This is a genomic window from Bifidobacterium coryneforme, from assembly GCF_000737865.1.
Taxonomy (GTDB): domain Bacteria; phylum Actinomycetota; class Actinomycetes; order Actinomycetales; family Bifidobacteriaceae; genus Bombiscardovia; species Bombiscardovia coryneformis.
The window spans coordinates 72522-88263 of the sequence record NZ_CP007287.1 but is presented as its reverse complement, the minus strand read 5'-3'; the positions used below and the strand labels follow the sequence as shown (position 1 = coordinate 88263).

14 protein-coding genes and 1 pseudogene are annotated in these 15742 nt (G+C 61.3%); 11 read left to right on the top strand and 4 right to left on the bottom strand.

What is annotated here, in order from left to right:
* Nucleotides 1-3: 3 nt before the first annotated feature.
* From bcor_RS00320 to pknB, 7 genes are read left to right on the top strand one after another with little or no spacing between them, the layout of a single operon-like run.
* The gene (locus bcor_RS00320) at nucleotides 4-708 is read left to right on the top strand and encodes an FhaA domain-containing protein (RefSeq protein ID WP_033491473.1); all 705 of its coding nucleotides are present in this window, start codon (nucleotides 4-6) and stop codon (nucleotides 706-708) included.
* A 36-nt stretch (nucleotides 709-744) separates the two neighbouring features.
* Complete coding sequence (locus bcor_RS00315) at nucleotides 745-1254, top strand: FHA domain-containing protein FhaB/FipA (RefSeq protein ID WP_148302005.1); 510 nt, start codon at nucleotides 745-747, stop codon at nucleotides 1252-1254.
* A 5-nt stretch (nucleotides 1255-1259) separates the two neighbouring features.
* Nucleotides 1260-2807 (top strand): PP2C family protein-serine/threonine phosphatase, encoded by a 1548-nt coding sequence (locus tag bcor_RS00310; protein WP_033498602.1) that lies wholly within the window; start codon nucleotides 1260-1262, stop codon nucleotides 2805-2807.
* On the top strand, nucleotides 2804-4303 hold the full coding sequence (locus tag bcor_RS00305) for an FtsW/RodA/SpoVE family cell cycle protein (protein WP_081870283.1): 1500 nt from the start codon (nucleotides 2804-2806) through the stop codon (nucleotides 4301-4303). Before bcor_RS00310 ends, bcor_RS00305 begins: the two co-directional genes overlap by 4 nt.
* Nucleotides 4300-5763: a peptidoglycan D,D-transpeptidase FtsI family protein gene (locus bcor_RS00300; RefSeq protein WP_033498603.1), complete on the top strand. Its 1464-nt coding sequence runs from the start codon at nucleotides 4300-4302 to the stop codon at nucleotides 5761-5763. Before bcor_RS00305 ends, bcor_RS00300 begins: the two co-directional genes overlap by 4 nt.
* The gene (locus tag bcor_RS00295) at nucleotides 5760-6749 is read left to right on the top strand and encodes a serine/threonine-protein kinase (protein WP_033491478.1); all 990 of its coding nucleotides are present in this window, start codon (nucleotides 5760-5762) and stop codon (nucleotides 6747-6749) included. The genes bcor_RS00300 and bcor_RS00295 overlap by 4 nt, the downstream gene beginning before the upstream one ends.
* A complete protein-coding gene (pknB, locus tag bcor_RS00290) occupies nucleotides 6746-8890 on the top strand; it encodes a Stk1 family PASTA domain-containing Ser/Thr kinase (RefSeq protein ID WP_033498604.1) in 2145 nt (714 codons plus the stop codon). The genes bcor_RS00295 and pknB overlap by 4 nt, the downstream gene beginning before the upstream one ends.
* A gap of 132 nt (nucleotides 8891-9022) precedes the next feature.
* Here pknB and bcor_RS00285 read toward each other — a convergent pair whose 3' ends face one another.
* Together bcor_RS00285 and bcor_RS00280 are read right to left on the bottom strand one after the other, a co-directional pair.
* Nucleotides 9023-10153 (bottom strand): class E sortase, encoded by a 1131-nt coding sequence (locus tag bcor_RS00285; protein WP_081870282.1) that lies wholly within the window; start codon nucleotides 10151-10153, stop codon nucleotides 9023-9025.
* Entirely contained in the window at nucleotides 10150-10902 is a 753-nt protein-coding gene (locus bcor_RS00280) for a DUF881 domain-containing protein (RefSeq protein WP_033491481.1), read from the bottom strand. The genes bcor_RS00285 and bcor_RS00280 overlap by 4 nt, the downstream gene beginning before the upstream one ends.
* A gap of 88 nt (nucleotides 10903-10990) precedes the next feature.
* Here bcor_RS00280 and crgA point away from each other — a divergent pair, with 88 nt between their 5' ends.
* Nucleotides 10991-11527 carry a cell division protein CrgA gene (gene crgA, locus bcor_RS00275; protein ID WP_238548556.1) on the top strand — a complete coding sequence of 179 codons (537 nt, stop codon included), beginning with the start codon at nucleotides 10991-10993 and terminating at the stop codon, nucleotides 11525-11527.
* Nucleotides 11528-11837: 310 nt separating this feature from the next.
* Here the strand turns inward: crgA and bcor_RS00270 are convergent, their stop codons facing one another.
* On the bottom strand, nucleotides 11838-12611 hold the full coding sequence (locus bcor_RS00270; protein WP_033498606.1) for a rhomboid family intramembrane serine protease: 774 nt from the start codon (nucleotides 12609-12611) through the stop codon (nucleotides 11838-11840).
* 153 nt (nucleotides 12612-12764) lie between these two features.
* Between bcor_RS00270 and bcor_RS00265 the strand changes: the two genes are divergently transcribed.
* Both bcor_RS00265 and bcor_RS00260 read left to right on the top strand, forming a co-directional pair.
* Nucleotides 12765-12992, top strand: a complete 228-nt coding sequence (locus bcor_RS00265) for a hypothetical protein (protein WP_033491484.1) — start codon at nucleotides 12765-12767, stop codon at nucleotides 12990-12992.
* Nucleotides 12993-13218: 226 nt separating this feature from the next.
* On the top strand, nucleotides 13219-13647 hold the full coding sequence (locus bcor_RS00260) for a sterol carrier family protein (protein WP_033498607.1): 429 nt from the start codon (nucleotides 13219-13221) through the stop codon (nucleotides 13645-13647).
* 413 nt (nucleotides 13648-14060) lie between these two features.
* Here the strand turns inward: bcor_RS00260 and bcor_RS07600 are convergent.
* Nucleotides 14061-14444: pseudogene (locus tag bcor_RS07600) on the bottom strand (DUF3073 domain-containing protein); the annotation flags it as partial.
* A gap of 153 nt (nucleotides 14445-14597) precedes the next feature.
* Between bcor_RS07600 and trpS the strand changes: the two are divergent.
* On the top strand, nucleotides 14598-15689 hold the full coding sequence (gene trpS / locus bcor_RS00250; protein WP_033498608.1) for a tryptophan--tRNA ligase: 1092 nt from the start codon (nucleotides 14598-14600) through the stop codon (nucleotides 15687-15689).
* Nucleotides 15690-15742 lie beyond the last annotated feature (53 nt).

The following is a 15742-nucleotide window of genomic DNA, read 5'->3' as shown; positions in this document are numbered from 1 at the left end:
ACTATGAGCGTTCTCGACCGTTTCGAGAAGAGCGTGGAGGGGGCCGTCAACGGCGTCTTCTCGAAGTTTGGCTCCAAGGATCTTCAGCCTGTCGACCTGTCAAGCGCCCTCGAGCGCGAGATAGACTCACAGGCCATGCCCGTCGGTCGTGACCGCACGGTGGCACCCAATGAGTACCGGTTCCGACTCTCGACCCCGGACTTCGACCGGATCGAACAGTGGGGATCCGAGGCCCTGGCCAACGAGCTGGCCGATAACCTCACCAAGTACGCCGAAAGCCAGCATTACGCTTTTGTCGGCCCGGTCGTGGTCATCTTCGAAGAGGATCTGAACCTCAACAAGGGTGACTTCCACCTGAGCGCGGAGTCTGTCCAGGGGAACGCGGCTCCGGTCACCACACCCAGCGAATCCAAGGATTGCCCCGTTCTGGAGATCAATGGTCGGCAGTACCTCCTGACCGCCCCCAAGACCACCATAGGCCGTGGATCCTCATGCGACATCGTCATTGACGATGCGGGAATCTCACGCCGCCATCTTCAGATTGAAATCACCGACAAGGGCGTAGTCGCCCGCGATCTGGGCTCCACCAACGGAACATACGTGGAAGGGCACCAGGTTCCCGCCGCCACCCTGCTCGACGGCAATACCATCACCGTTGGCCGAACGCGCATCCTGTATTGGGCTTCTTCGCAGGAGCAGGATTCGTAAATAGCCAGGCCTTGACGTAAGGTCGATATCATTATGCTGACCGAACTGACATTCGCCATCCTCAAATATGGATTCCTGGCACTGCTATGGGTCTTTGTCTGGCTGGCAATCAGGTCCCTGCGCAAGGATATCGAGACTTTCTCGCCCCGAACTTCGCACAACCGCCGACGCTGCCAACGTGCAGCACGCCGTCAGGTACCCCCGGCGACCCGTTCGGCTGCTCCGGTGGCTGCCGGTCATTCCCCGCAGGCCGGCCCCACCCTCCTGGTGGTCATTGATGGACCCCTGGCCGGGTCCACCACCCCGCTCTCGGGTCAGCCCATCACCATGGGTCGATCCTCTTCCAACACCCTCGTCCTGGATGACGAATTCGTCTCCGGCCACCATGCCCGGGTCTATCAGGACCCGGCCAGCGGCCAGTGGGCCATCGAGGACCTTGGGTCGACCAACGGCACCATTGTTTCGAGCCAGCGCATCGCAACGCCGACCATCCTGCCGGCCGGAGTGCCCGTTCGAATCGGCGCCACAACCTTCGAGTTGAGGTAGGCGCCATGACCAAGACCGACCAATCCGAACGTCTGTTCCTATATTCCACCGCCGTTTCCGATGTGGGTTATGTGCGTAGCAACAACCAGGACTCCGCCTTTGCCGGAGAACGCCTGGTGGCCATGTGCGATGGAATGGGTGGCCATGCCGGAGGCGACACGGCTTCGACCATCGCCATCAGGTCACTGGCCCATATCGAGCGTGACGACCGTGACCAGGACGTGCAGTCCCTGGCCCAGATGATGGAGACCTCGGTCATTGCCGCCCATGATGCCATCGTGGGCAAGGCCAAGCGGGAGCATCGACTCTCGGGGATGGGGACCACGGTCACCGCCCTGGCCCTGGCCGACGGATCCTGGGTTCTGGCCCATATCGGCGACTCCCGGGCCTACCTCCTGCGCGAAGGTCGACTGGTTCGGATGACCCAGGACCACAGCTATGTTCAGCACCTGATCAACACGGGCCGTATCTCACCTGCCGAGGCAAAGAGCCATCCCCAGCGCAACGTGGTCATGAGGGTCCTGGGTGATTTCGACATCGACCCCAGGCCGGATATCTCCATCAGCAAGGCCCGGCCCGCCGACCGGTGGATGCTCTGCTCAGACGGCCTCTGCGGCGTTTTGGAGGATTCAACCATCGCCGAGGTTCTGGAGTCGGTCTCCGACCAGGCCGAGTGCGCCCAGCAGCTGGTCACCATGGCCCTGAAGGCCGGCAGCACCGATAACGTGACCGTCGTCATCGCCGACGCCACCCTTGCACTGGATGCGGATGCCTTTGATCTGCCCCACCAGACCCCTCTGGTCGGTGGAGCGGCAAGCTCCAACCTGGAAGCCCTGGCCGACATCCTCGACGAACCGGTGGCCGCCACACCAAGGTTGCGCGACGAGTCCAACGAGTCCCCCGCCAAGCGGGCCGCCGTCCTGACCCAGGGCGGGGAACCGGAAGAGGAGGAGACCCGGGGGGTCATGGTCCAGCCCTCGGCCGCTCGCGAGGAAAGCGGCGAACGCCACGTGCTCGATACGAGCGAGATTCCGGTTGTTCTCAAGAAGGATGGGTCGCAAACGGATGACCCTTACGACCCTGAAGTGGCAGATGCTATCCACAAGGAACAGCTGGAGCAACGCAAGCGCGACCGCTCCCACCGATTCCGCATGCGTCTCGTACTGGCCGCCATTGCCGCCATGGTGTTGGCGGGGCTGGCGGGAGGAACAGCCAGCGCCTATGGATGGAGCCAGAAACAGTACTATCTGGGTCAGGAGAACGGCAGGGTCACCATCTACCAGGGTGTGCCCACCAAGGCCTTCGCGGTCTCCCTCTCCCACCCGGTCAGGTCAACCGACATCGAGGTAAACAACCTGCCCCAGTCCTGGCGCGATCAGCTCGACGCGGGAATCACGGTCTCCAGTCTGGCAGATGCCGAGGAGCATGCCACCCTGATCAGGCATGAGGCCAGAAGCCTGAGCGAGGAGCGGAACAAGGGGGGCGACCGGATCAAGCCCTCCGCATCCCCGACCCCTTCGGACAATCCAGAGGATGGGCAGCACTCCTCATGATCTCCACACGCCTGCGACGCCTGTCGCTGTTGCTCTTCTCCCTTTTGGTGGGGTTCGTCGGTTTCTTCCAGATGTTCGCCCGGACCAACGGGGGCCTGCCTGGTCCCTTCATGGTCATGCTTGCGGTCACCGCGGTTCTCTTCATCGCCCTCTGGGTACTTTTGGAGATATTCCAGCCTTACGGGAGCCAGGTCATCCTCCCCAGCGTGGTCATACTGAGCTCATTGGGAACCACGTTGATTACGCGCATCGACCTGCGCAATGCCAAAATCGGCGAACCGACCAAGGTTGGCATGACCCAGTTGGTCTGGCTCAGCCTGGCCCTGGTCCTCTGCGGGATTCTGGTGGTCACCCTGCGGGACTACCGGGTTCTTCGGCGATTCTCGTATGTCAGCATGGTTGTGGGCCTGGTACTCCTCCTCTCCCCCATGCTGCCGGTGGTCGGCCGCGAAATCGGTGGGGCTCGCATCTGGGTGGGCGTGGGTTCCCACACCATCCAGCCCGGTGAGTTCGCCAAGCTCTTCCTGGCCTTCTTCTTCGCCGCCTACCTTTTCGACCACCGCGACCAGCTGGCCGTTGGCGGCAAGAAGTTCCTCGGCATGCGGATGCCCCGCATCAAGGACCTGGGGCCCATCATCATCGTCTGGATGATCTCCCTGGGCGTCTTGGTGCTCCAGCATGACCTGGGTACCTCCCTTATGTACTTCGCCATGTTCGTCTCCATGCTCTACGTGGCCACGGGGCGAACCAGCTGGATCGCCATCGGCGCGGTCTTCTTCATCGTCGGGGCTGTCGTGGCATCCATGGTCTTCGCCCACGTAGGGGCCAGGGTCGACGCCTGGCTCCATCCTTTCAGCGACGCCGAGTACGGCAAGGAATTCGGAGGGTCCGGCCAGCTGGTCAGAGGCATCTTCGGATTGGCCGCAGGTGGACTGACAGGAACCGGACTGGGGCAGGGCAGGCCCTGGATCACCCCCCTGGCCAACTCCGACTTCATCTATTCCTCCATCGGCGAGGAACTTGGGCTCACCGGCCTTCTGGTTGTTCTGGCCCTCTACCTGATCATCGTGGCCTCCGGAATGATAACGGCCATGAAAATCAAGGATGGGTTCGGTAAACTCCTGGCCTCCGGCCTGGTCTTCACCATGGCCTTCCAGGTCTTCACGGTCGTGGGCGGCATCACCCTGGTCATCCCCCTGACCGGTCTGACCATGCCGTACATGGCGGCCGGCGGGTCCAGCCTGGTGGCCAACTGCATCCTGGCCGTCCTTCTGATCATCATCTCCAACGCAGCCAACAAGCCTGCCCCGGAAGTCTCATCCGATACCTTCCAGTACGAGGCCCTGGCCGTTCTGCGTCAGCATGAGGCCGAGGAGCAGACCGAAGGCAAGGGCCACCGGTCCTCACGCAGCACCGGCAGCGAGAACGAAAGTCGTCATGCCCATACAGACACCAGCAACTCCCCGACGCAGCAGATGAAGGGAGGGGCGGAATGAACAAGTCCTTACGGCAGCTTTTCAATGCCGTCATCGTCCTCTTTGTCATCCTGGGTATTTCCAGCACCCTCATCATGGTGGTCCGGGCCAACTCCCTGAACGCGGATTCGCGCAACATGCGGGCCCTGTACCATGAGTACGCCGCGCCACGAGGGGCCATCCTGGCCTCGGACGGAACCGTCATGGCCATGTCCGACCCCATCGACGACTCCTTCCAGTACCAGCGCAAGTACATGAACGGAAACGTCTACGCTCCGGTAACCGGCTACTACTCGATCACCAGCCCGGCCGACCGGGGCATCGAGGCTTCCAGGGATCGCCTCCTGAGTGGTCAGTCCGACAGTCTCTGGATGGACCGGGCCAAGTCGCTCTTCACAGGCACCCAGAACAAGGGGGCCTCCATCGAGACCTCCATAAATCCCCGCATGCAGGAGACCGCCTACCGGATGTTGGGTAGTATGTCCGGCTCGGTGGTGGCCATAGAACCCTCAACCGGGCGAATCCTGGCCATGGTCAGCACCCCCAGCTACGACCCCGGCGCACTGACCGGGCACGACAGCTCCGACGCTTCAAGGGCCTACCAGGAACTTGCCAGACGCGCCGACAACCCCATGCTGAACAGGGCCACTTCACAGCTCTATCCGCCTGGGTCCACCTTCAAGGTGGTCGTGGCCGCAGCCGCTTTGGAATCCGGCCAGTACAGTCCCGATAGCGAAATCCCGGCAGGTGCTTCGTACACCCTGCCCGGCACCGCGTACGATATGACCAATGCCACGGCCGCCGGGGACGGGGTCAACGGCAAGATCAGCATGCAGGATGCCCTGGCTTACTCCTCGAACACGGCCTTCTCCCAGTTGGGGGTTTCCCTGGGTGGCAAGACCATCGCCGACCAGGCCAAGAAATTCGGGTACGGGTCCACAATCACCCTGGACGGGACCAACTCCTCCGGTTCCCCCATGCGGGCCGTGGCCTCCAAGTTCCCGGGCGAGCAGACCCCCGATAAGATAGCCCTCGCCTCCATCGGTCAGGGCGACACCCTTGCCACCCCCCTCCAGGACGCCATGATTGCGGCGGCCGTGGCCAACGAGGGCAAGCTCATGCAGCCCACCCTGGTGGACCGGGTCCGCTCCAGCGATCTGAGCGTCATCAGCGAGACCACGCCCTCCGTCTATTCTCAGACCTTCTCGGCAGACACGTCCCAGGCTCTGACCGAGATGATGGAGGGAGTGACCACCAAAAGCTATCCCGATCTGCAGATTCCCGGCATGCAGGTGGCCGCCAAGTCCGGCACCGCCCAGATCGGTGCGGGCAATACCTCCAATGACGGGTGGATGATAGGATTCGCTCCGGCCGACAAGCCCAAGGTGGCCGTCGCCGTGGTGGTCCACGGCATCTCCTCCTATGGCATGGAAATCGCCGGCCCGATCATGAAGAGCGTGATGCAGGAGGCTGCCAAGTGAAGCTGATAGAGGGACAGCTCATACATCGTCGGTACCGTCTCGACCGACGCCTGGCCCAAGGTGGCATGGGAGAGGTCTGGAAGGGCTATGACATCGAGCTGGGCCGCGTGGTCGCCATCAAGGCCCTCCGTGGCGACCTGACCAACGAAGAGTCCAAGCTCCTTCGCTTGCGGGCAGAGGCCCATAACTCGGCCAATCTGGCCCACCCCAACATCGCGGCCCTCTTCGAGTACTACGAACACGACGGCATCGGCTTCCTGATCATGGAGTACGTCCCCAGCGACTCCCTGGCGGACATCTACCGATCACGGGGTTCGCTGGAGCCGACAGAACTCCTGCCCATCCTGATCCAGACGGCCCGAGGCCTTTACGTGGCCCACTCGCATGGTGTGATTCACCGGGACGTGAAACCCGCCAACATCATGGTCTCCGAGACGGGCGAGGTCAAAATCACCGACTTCGGAGTCTCCTACTCCACCAACCAGGGTCAGATCACCCAGGATGGGATGGTGGTGGGCACGGCCCAGTACATATCGCCCGAGCAGGCCCAGGGGCTCCAGGCCACCCCCCAGTCCGACATCTATTCCCTGGGTGTCGTCGCCTACGAGGGCTTGTGCGGGCATCGGCCCTTCACCGGGGCCACTCCGGTGGACATCGCGGCCGCCCACGTGAACGACCCCGTACCGCCCCTGCCGGATTCGATCGACACCCAGCTGACCAGTTTCATCATGTCCATGCTGGCCAAGGACCCACGTGACCGTCCGGCAAATGCCCTGGTGGTATCCCATACCCTGGCCAAAATCGAGCAGCGCCTGCTTGACCAGCAAATCGGCCAGACGGAGATAATGGACCCCGATGCACCCCGGCCACGGCAAATCATCAGCAAGCCGCACATGGCGAAAAACCTGTTAAGACTTCCCTGGACGCAAAGTGGAAACAAGACTGCAGACGTTCCTGAAGGGATGAACGGAAGGGAAACCCTATGAGCATCACACTGCCGCCTTCCTTGGCGAACGGACGTTACCAGCTCGAACAACTGATCGGGCGCGGCGGTATGGCCGAGGTCTACACAGCGCTGGACACCCGGCTCGGCAGGATCGTTGCCATCAAGATCATGCGGTCCGACCTGACCAACGACGAGATATTCCTGTCCCGGTTCAGGCGCGAGGCCCATGCGGTCGCCCAGCTCAACAATCCCAACATCGTCTCCATATACGACTCAGGCGAGGAAATCCTGGTCGACAGCCAGGGCAACCATGAGCGGGTGCCCTACCTGGTCATGGAGTATGTGAAAGGCCAGACCCTGAGGGCCATCCTCAAGGAAAACGGCGCCCTGAGCCAACGTGACGCCGAGCAGGTGATGCTGGGGGTCCTGGCCGCCCTGGAGTACTCCCACCATATGGGAATCATCCACCGCGACATCAAGCCCGGCAACATCATGATTTCGGAGCAGGGCATCGTCAAGGTCATGGACTTCGGCATCGCCCGCGCCCTGGATGACTCCGCAGCCACCATGACCCAATCCCAGGGTGTGGTGGGCACGGCCCAGTACCTGAGCCCCGAGCAGGCCAGGGGCGAGAGCGTCGATATGCGCTCCGACCTCTACTCCGCCGGCTGCGTGCTCTACGAGATGCTGACCGGACGGCCGCCCTTCAACGGGGATACGGCCGTGGCCATCGCCTATCAGCATGTGTCCGAGGTGGCGACCCCGCCCAGCAGCATCGTGCCCGGCCTTCCCCGGATGTGGGACTCCATCTGCGCCAAGGCCATGGCCAAGGACCGCCAGAACCGCTACGCCACGGCAGGGGCCTTCAAGAACGACATCATGGCCTACATGAACGGCGGCACTCCCGTGGCTGCCGCCTTCAACCCCCTGACCGACCTTTCGAACCTCAAGGCCAGGAAGGACGCCGAACAGGAGGCCGCCACCTCGGCTCTGCCCTCAGAGGACGAGGCCACGGCAGCCACCCAGGCCTTCAGCCCGATTGAGGATGAGGCCCGAGCCGCCGCCCCCATCGCCACCGCACAGAAGGCCAAGCAGGCCGCCCAAAAGGCCAAGCGCAAGAAGAAGATCATCATCGGCTCCGTTCTGGGGGTCATCCTGGTCCTGGCCATCGGTCTGGGCGCCTGGGCGTTCTTCAGCAAGGACCGCACGCAGACCACCACTGTGCCGACCATCACCAATCAGATGTCCAAGGTCCTGGCCAGGGAGAAGATCACAGCCGCGGGGCTCAAGTACCAGGAGAGAGAGGACAACGATTCCTCCGAGCCCAAGGGCACCTTCACCAAGCAGAACCCCAAGGGTGGCAGCCAGGTCCCCAAGGGTTCCACGGTGACCGTCTGGTTCTCGGCAGGACCCAAGGATTCCGCCATCCCCGATGTCAAGGGGCAGAACCAGGACAGCGCCAAGAGAACCCTGGAAAAGGCGGGCTTCAAGGTATCGCCCGCTGCCTCCGTCGAAGACAGTACGGACGTGCCCAAGGACCATGTGACCAGAACCGACCCCGCCAGCGGGCAGAGCATCCCCAAGGGGAGCAACGTCCTGCTCTATATCTCCTCGGGCATGACCAAGGTGCCTGACCTGACCGGCAAGTCCAAGGATGAGGCCACCAATATCCTGCAGAGCCAACGTTTCAACATCACCATCCAGGAGGAACCCTCCAAAACGGCGGCCAAGGGCACGGTCATCAGTTCCAATCCGGCCCCCGGATCATCAGTCCAGCAGGGAACCATGATTACCCTGTCCGTCTCCAGCGGGATGAGTATGCCCAACCTCATCGGCAAGACCCTGGCCCAGGCGAGGCAGGAACTGGGCGAAGGGGTGAAGATCAATGTCAACGGCCCCAACGATGACAACGCCAAGGTAACAGAGCAGAACCCGTCCGCAGGAACCGTCATTGACAAGTTCAGCGACGCGGTGAACCTGACCACCTCCAGTGGTCTGGCCATCCCCTCCTACAATGGCGACACCCTGGGCAGCTACAAGCACAAACTCGCGGAACTGGGCATTACCAGTGTTTCCGTGAACGGGCCGACAACGGATAACGCCAAGGTGGTCGGTGTCGACCCGGCCCCGGGTGCCCCGGTCGACAACAAGCCACCGGTGACCATCTCGACCAAGAGTTAACCCCGGGAGAGATATCGGGGTCTCCCAAACAACGAGCGGCTGTCCTGCAATTCAAGTTGCAGGACAGCCGCTTGCATATCGGTCGGGAACCGGAAACATAAGTCGAAGGCCCAGAATCCGACCAGGATACCTTTAGAAGGCGGAGTAGTTGGACATCTGCCTGAGGTAGGGCACGTTGGTGGCCAGCCAGGGGAAGCCCCACTCCAGCAGGGCACAGGCGATGACCAGAATGAGCAGAATCATCAGTATCCAGCGAATGGGTGCGGTGCCGGACTGATGACGCAGAATCCAGCCATAGATGCTGGCCACCGGGCGGGGCCTGGTCCCGTTCTTGATTTCCCGTAGAAGGGGATAGCGCCAGGCCAGCAGGGCGGCCAGGTAGATGACCAGGTAGGCGGCAATCAGCACCAGAATCGTTGTCTGGAGAGAACCGACCCTGACCAGGGGTGTCGAGGCCTTGTCGGCGAAGAGCACATCGGTCCCCTGATCCCCCATCAACTCCCTGGGCACACCATCGGAGACTTTGGCCCAGTAGTCGAGTTCGCCCCAGCTGACCCAGCGATGGGTGGCCGTGGAATACTTGGGTTCGCAGGTGGTCAGGGTGATCATCCGTTTGGTGGCAGGATCGTCCGGCCGCTCGGGATTGGGCGCAATCACATCGACCTGGTCAGGCAGGACGATCTTGTAAGAGGTGTAGCGGTACACGTACCAGTAGTTCTTGGTCCGAAGCACGATGGCATCGCCGGGCTTGAACTCGTCAACATGGGCCAGGGGTTCACCGTATCCGGCGCGGTGGCCGGCAAGAGCTACATTGCCCAGTTCACCAGGCATCTGCGAGGTGGGGTAATGCCCGATGCCGGCATAGGCCAGCTGGGAGGGCGAGGTGCCCTGAACGACATTGCGCTCCCAATGCTCGCCGAAGCGAGGAATGTAGAGCTGGGCCATCAATTCGCCATCGGCGGCCGATTCCGGTTCGACCGGGGGATTACCGTGCTGGGGCTGGGCCACGCGCTCGGTATCACCGGAGGCGGGTTTGCTCCAGGAGGAGGCCTCACGGGCCTCCAACTGCCGGTGCTCCGACTGTACGCCCGTCCACCAGAGTTGCCAGACAACATAGAGCGCGCAGAAAACAGCCAGGGTTATAAGCAGCTCTCCCAGAATCTCTGCCACGGAAACCAGTTTGCTGGGGCCTTTTTTGGGGCTGTCCCCGGCCTCATTCCTCGAATCGGGGGCGTAGTCGTTTCCCGGCTCTTCTGATGTCATTCTTGCGCTTTCTCGTCCACTGATGCGTATTGGAGGGGCTGGAGCACCGCGGTGGCCTCGGCGAAGCGGAGGTTATCGGAGTTCTCCACCTTCCACCCCAGGCCCAGCGTATTCACATACTCCTTATAGACCTTGACTGACGGCGAATCATCCAAGGCCTTGTTCATGCGATCAGTCGGACCTATGGCAGCGATTTTATATGGCGGCGAGTACTTTCTTCCATGCAGGAGGAGCACATTGCCCACGCAGCGCACAGCCGAAGTGGGCAGGACCCTCTGGTCCTGAATCTGCATGGACTCGGCCCCGCCGGCCCAGAGGGCGTTGACCACACTCTCCACGTCCTGCTGGTGAATCACATAGTCGTTGATATTGGCTGAGGATCCGTCCTGCCCCACCTTTTGCTGCCAGAGGGGGGAATCGTTCAGGGTCACCGTCAACCCAGGTCCCTGGACGGCCTTGAGGACCGTTCCCGCCCCGGCATCCTCCCTGGAGTCGGATCCGTCCTTGTCGTCAGTCAGGTTTTTCAGAGCGTTGATCTGGGAGCTCATGGAATTGATGTCCTGGCGCAGACCGGAGGCCTTGCTCTCACGTTCCTCCACCAGGCCGGCCGTATCCGATGTGACGGTCACGGTCCTATTGACCCGGATATTCACAGTCAACATGTACCCGACAAGAGCCAGGACCACAGCCACCGCCACCGTACCCACCAGGGACTTGCGAGCACCGTGCTTGCCCGTCCTCCTGACCATTGCGCCCCTCATTCCCGTCTGCGATAGTATTACGTTCGAGTCTAACCGCTACTATGTCTTAGTAGACCGAATGAAGGAGAATATTCTCATGGCAGAGCATCAGCTCCATGACACAGACGAGGCGGTGGACGAGGAGCCTGTCAAGGCCGAGGAGACCGTCGAGACCGGGGAACCCACGTCCGAGTCGGCACCAGACAAGTCGGAAGAGGCCGAGGCCAAGGCCGGAGACACCGATGTTGATGCGTCCGGCGATTCAGGCGATAAGGACTCCGACGACGACCTGGATGACGAGGAGTACGGTCTGTCCATGGACAAGGTCGAGGCGGTTCTCAACCAGAGCGTCGACAAGAAGCACATGACCCCCCAGATGCGTCGTATCATCCAGCGCCAGGAGGAGAACACCAAGCGCGTGGAAGAGACCATCAAGGGCACCAAGGCGAACCCCCGTTGGTTCGTTCCCCTCTTCGTCACCCTGATGTTGCTGGGTCTGATCTGGATCGTGATCTACTACATCTCCTCCACCCGAGGCAATGTCTACCCGATTCCCACCATCGGCAACTGGAATCTGGCCGTCGGCTTCGGCATCCTGCTGGTCGGCTTCCTGATGACCATGTGGTGGCACTGAGCCGATTCATCTTCCCGAGAGCCCCGGAATCGCAGCCTCTATGACTTGCGCTTCCGGGGTTTTCCATATCCGGCAGACTATCCGTGGTCACATCCGTACTCAGGAATTTGACTTATCCACACCCTTCACCCTGTAGTTACAAACACTTTGTACACAACCCAGAATCGTCCTATTTGCAACGATTTTGGGTTACTTATCCACACTTTTACCCAGCATATGCACCAGAATCAGGGACTTATACGCAACTTATCCACACTTTTATCAACAGTTGTGGATAGATTACACGTGTGTAATTTGCCGCCGGCGCTCCTTACATGAAGGGGATGGGGTTGGTCATATTGCAGAGGAAGGCCAGAGCGGCAATAACCCCCAGGAAGACAATCGCGATGCCAATCCACCGCACGGTAAAGGACCTTGCGGTCCTGGCCCGTCCCGCGATGCGGTCCAAGGCGACCATATAGAGGAGACCTGCCAGGAATCCGCCTACATGGTCCTGCCAGGCGATTCCCGGCACGATGAGGGGCATGCAGAAGTTGAGGACCATCCAGATCACCATGGATCGAATGTCCATTCCCATACGGCGGTAAATCACCAGAATGGCGCCGAAGAGCCCGAAGAGGGCCCCCGAGGCACCGATGGCCGACGTGCTCCATCCGCTCGGAACCAGTGCGGCATAGACCATCAAGCCCAGATCGCCGCCAAGTCCGCTCAAGAGGTAGAGCACCAGGAAGCGACACCTCCCCAGGAAGCGCTCCAATACCGGTCCCACCACCCAGAGGGTGATCATGTTGAAGAGGATGTGGGTCACATTGGTCGAGTGCATGAACATGGAGGTGACGAACATCCACGGGCTCCGCAGGGCCAGGGCCGGGGCGAAAGCCAATCGGTTGACCAGGACGGTCAGATAATCCTGCGGCCGGAGCAGGTAGGCAATCATCTGAACCAGCCAGACCAGAATGCAAATCAGGGTAATCCCCACCGTCGCCAGGGGAAGGTCGCTCCCCCACCGCCTGCGCATGTAGGCCAGGGGCCCACTCGACCCCCTGCCCGAACCTCCCGGATTGGTGTACTTGCCGTTGAGCATGTGCCCACTCTACCCCGGCACCTTGGGCCCTGTGTGCCTTTTCCGTGCTTCAATCGGCCCGTCGTCGCACCCGTTCGCTTCCATCCACTAGGATGGAAAGGGAGTCGGCCATAACGGGCAAGGCCGGCATATCGTCGTCGAAAGGAGCCAAACATGGAGAACAAATCTTCAAACGGCTGGAAGTTCTTTGCTCTGCTCTTCGGCACGCTGCTGGCTGGCGTTGTCGCTCTGTTCATATACAAGCAGCAGAACCCGGATTATGATCCCTGGGAGGAGCCCTGGGAGAACAGCTCATCGCCGGTTGACCTGGGCCTGACCAAGGATGAGGGTGAGGAGTCCACGGACACCATTTCCCCTCTGCAGGAAGGCGCCACGGCCTGAACCGTTCCGGCCGGAGGGGAGCCTGACCCAGCGTTCACGCAAGGCACCGCCCGCTCATGTCAATGAGCATGAAGCGGCGCGCTTCGTTTGCGGACGTGCGGGCAACAGGCTCCTCTTTTTGTATATTCATGCTCTTACGAGGACTCCCACTCGTTTTGCCCGGGGATGGACCACGCCAGGCGGAAATGGTGACACGCCAGGTTCCCAGCTGGGCCACAATGGGAACATGAGTGTCATACGAGAAGCTGACGTGGAAGAGGGTCGTCGGGATTTCCTGTCCTGGCGGGATATGGCCAAGGAGATCAGGCAGGGCCTGACCGACCCCGATGATGTGTCCGCACGAATGGCCATCGACCCGAAAGTACCCCGACGCCAGGCTGCCATGGCCGTGCGATACTCCCTGCATATGTTGGAGATCAAGGCCCCCGGACCAGGAGTGGAGGTAAGGGTGGCTCCTTGGGGGGCCATCAAGATTCTGGACGGTCCGGCTTCGGACCCCCACAACCTGACCCCGCCCGATGTCATCGAACTGGACCCGGAGGTCTGGCTGCGCCTGGCCACTGGAATAACCAGTTGGCAGGAGGAGCGAGAAGTCGGACACATAACCGCCGTCGGCGAACGCGACGACCTTCACGAATTGCTGCCCCTGGTCTGATTGACTCACCTAAACAGGTGACAGTCACCAAAGCAAGAAGGCCTCAGGCGATTAACCCGGTTGCCCTGCAACCGGCCTATAGGTCACTCGGCCTTTTTGGAACCAGCCTTTGCCGGACCCGATGCCTTCGTGCCTGCCTTGGTTGAAGACTTGGATGCCGTGGACTTCCTGCCCGAGCCGGACCCGGCCGTGGCCTTGGAAGCACTCTTGGCCGAAGTCTTACCGGATGCCTTGGTCTTGGCCTTGGTTGCACCCGTCTTGGAGGCGGATGTCTTGTCGGCCACCTTGGCACTCGAGGCCTTGCTACCCGCGGTCTTGGTGGATACGGCGTTCTTGCCTGTCTTGGTCGCCTTGGAGCCTGACTTGGCGCCGGCCTTCTGGGATTCCGTCTTTACGGCTGCGTCCTTCGTGTCCTTCTTCGGGGCACCATGCCCCAGGATGCTGGGAACGGGAATGGGGATACGCTTGCGGGGCTTGGGCGTCACCGGCATCTCACCGGATGTGGCCTTGGCCGCAGCCTCGGCAGCCCAGCGCGCATAATCGTCCAGATCATCGTCTGCGGGGGCTGATGCCGCATCCGCCGTATCAGGCAGAGCACCAACTGTGTCGGAGGACTTTTCGGCTGAATCCGCATGCCCGTATTCGGCCTCGACCACCGTAAAGGGATCGGCAGGCCCCTCACCGGGCTCCTTGCCACTTAGTTCCTTGGCCAGCTCGTCGTAATCCGTATCAGTTGTCAGATACTTGAGCTTACGGGCTATTTTCGTCTGCTTAGCCTTCTGACGTCCGCGGCCCATCCGACCCCCTTCGCCAGGTAACGTGCACGTTAGGCACAATGATTGTAAGTTTGCATCACATAAGAGATTACCACCTGCTTATCTTGTCTACTCGGACTTTTACGATAAAAGCAATTTCCAACGGCATTTCGGCATTTCGACAAGGGCGGGTCCATGCAGAGCGAAGAGCAGGTCACAGCGGCAGGCAATGAGATCAGCGAGAGCTTCAAAACCGCCAAAAAGCTGTCGGACCAGGTCCTGGCCAAGCTGAAGGAGAACCCCGGACAGTACACGATGCTGACCGGAGACAGGCCCACGGGGCGTCTCCACCTGGGCCACTATTTCGGCTCCATCCGCGAGCGCGTCCAGATGCAGGACCGAGGGGTCCATACCAATATCATCATCGCCGACTATCAGGTCATCACCGACCGCGATACCACCGAGCACATGAAGGACAACGTCCTCAACCTCGTCCTGGACTACCTGGCGGCCGGCATCGACCCCAGCAAGACCATGATCTTCACCCACTCGGCCACCCCATCCGAGAATCAGCTCATGCTCCCCTTCCTCTCCCTGGTGACGGAGGCCGAGCTGCATCGCAATCCGACAGTCAAGTCCGAGATGGAGGCCAGTGGCCACGCCCTGACCGGACTGCTCCTGACCTACCCGGTCCACCAGGCCTGCGACATCCTCTTCTGCAAGGCCAATGTGGTCCCGATCGGGAAGGACAACCTCCCCCACGTGGAGCTGACCAGGACCATCGCCCGCCGTTTCAACGAGCGCTACGCCGGTGGGAACACCGTCTTCCCGGAGCCGGCGGCCATCCTCTCCGACTCCCCCGAGATTCCGGGCCTGGATGGACGGAAAATGAGCAAGTCATACGGGAACTCCATCATGCTGGGAGCCACCGCCGAGGAGACCGCCAAGCTGATCAAAAAGTCGCCCACGGATTCCGAGCGCAGAATCACCTTCGATCCGGTCAACCGTCCCCAGGTCTCGGCCCTCCTGACCACTGCCGGCCTGGTAACCGGACGCGACCCCAGGGAAATCGCCGAGGAAATCGGTGATTCCGGTGCAGGCGCCCTCAAGGCCTATGTGACCGATTCGGTCAACACCTTCCTTGCCCCGCACCGTGAGCGCAGGGCCGAACTGTCCAAGGACATGGATTACATCCACGACGTGCTGGACGAGGGCAACAGGAAGGCCGAACGCATCGCCGAGGAGACCCTGGACCAGGTCCGCTCGGCCATGGGAATGCGGTACTGAAAAGACCGAAACCTCCAGGCAACAGGTCTGCGGAGCCGGCAAGTCGCTCCGCA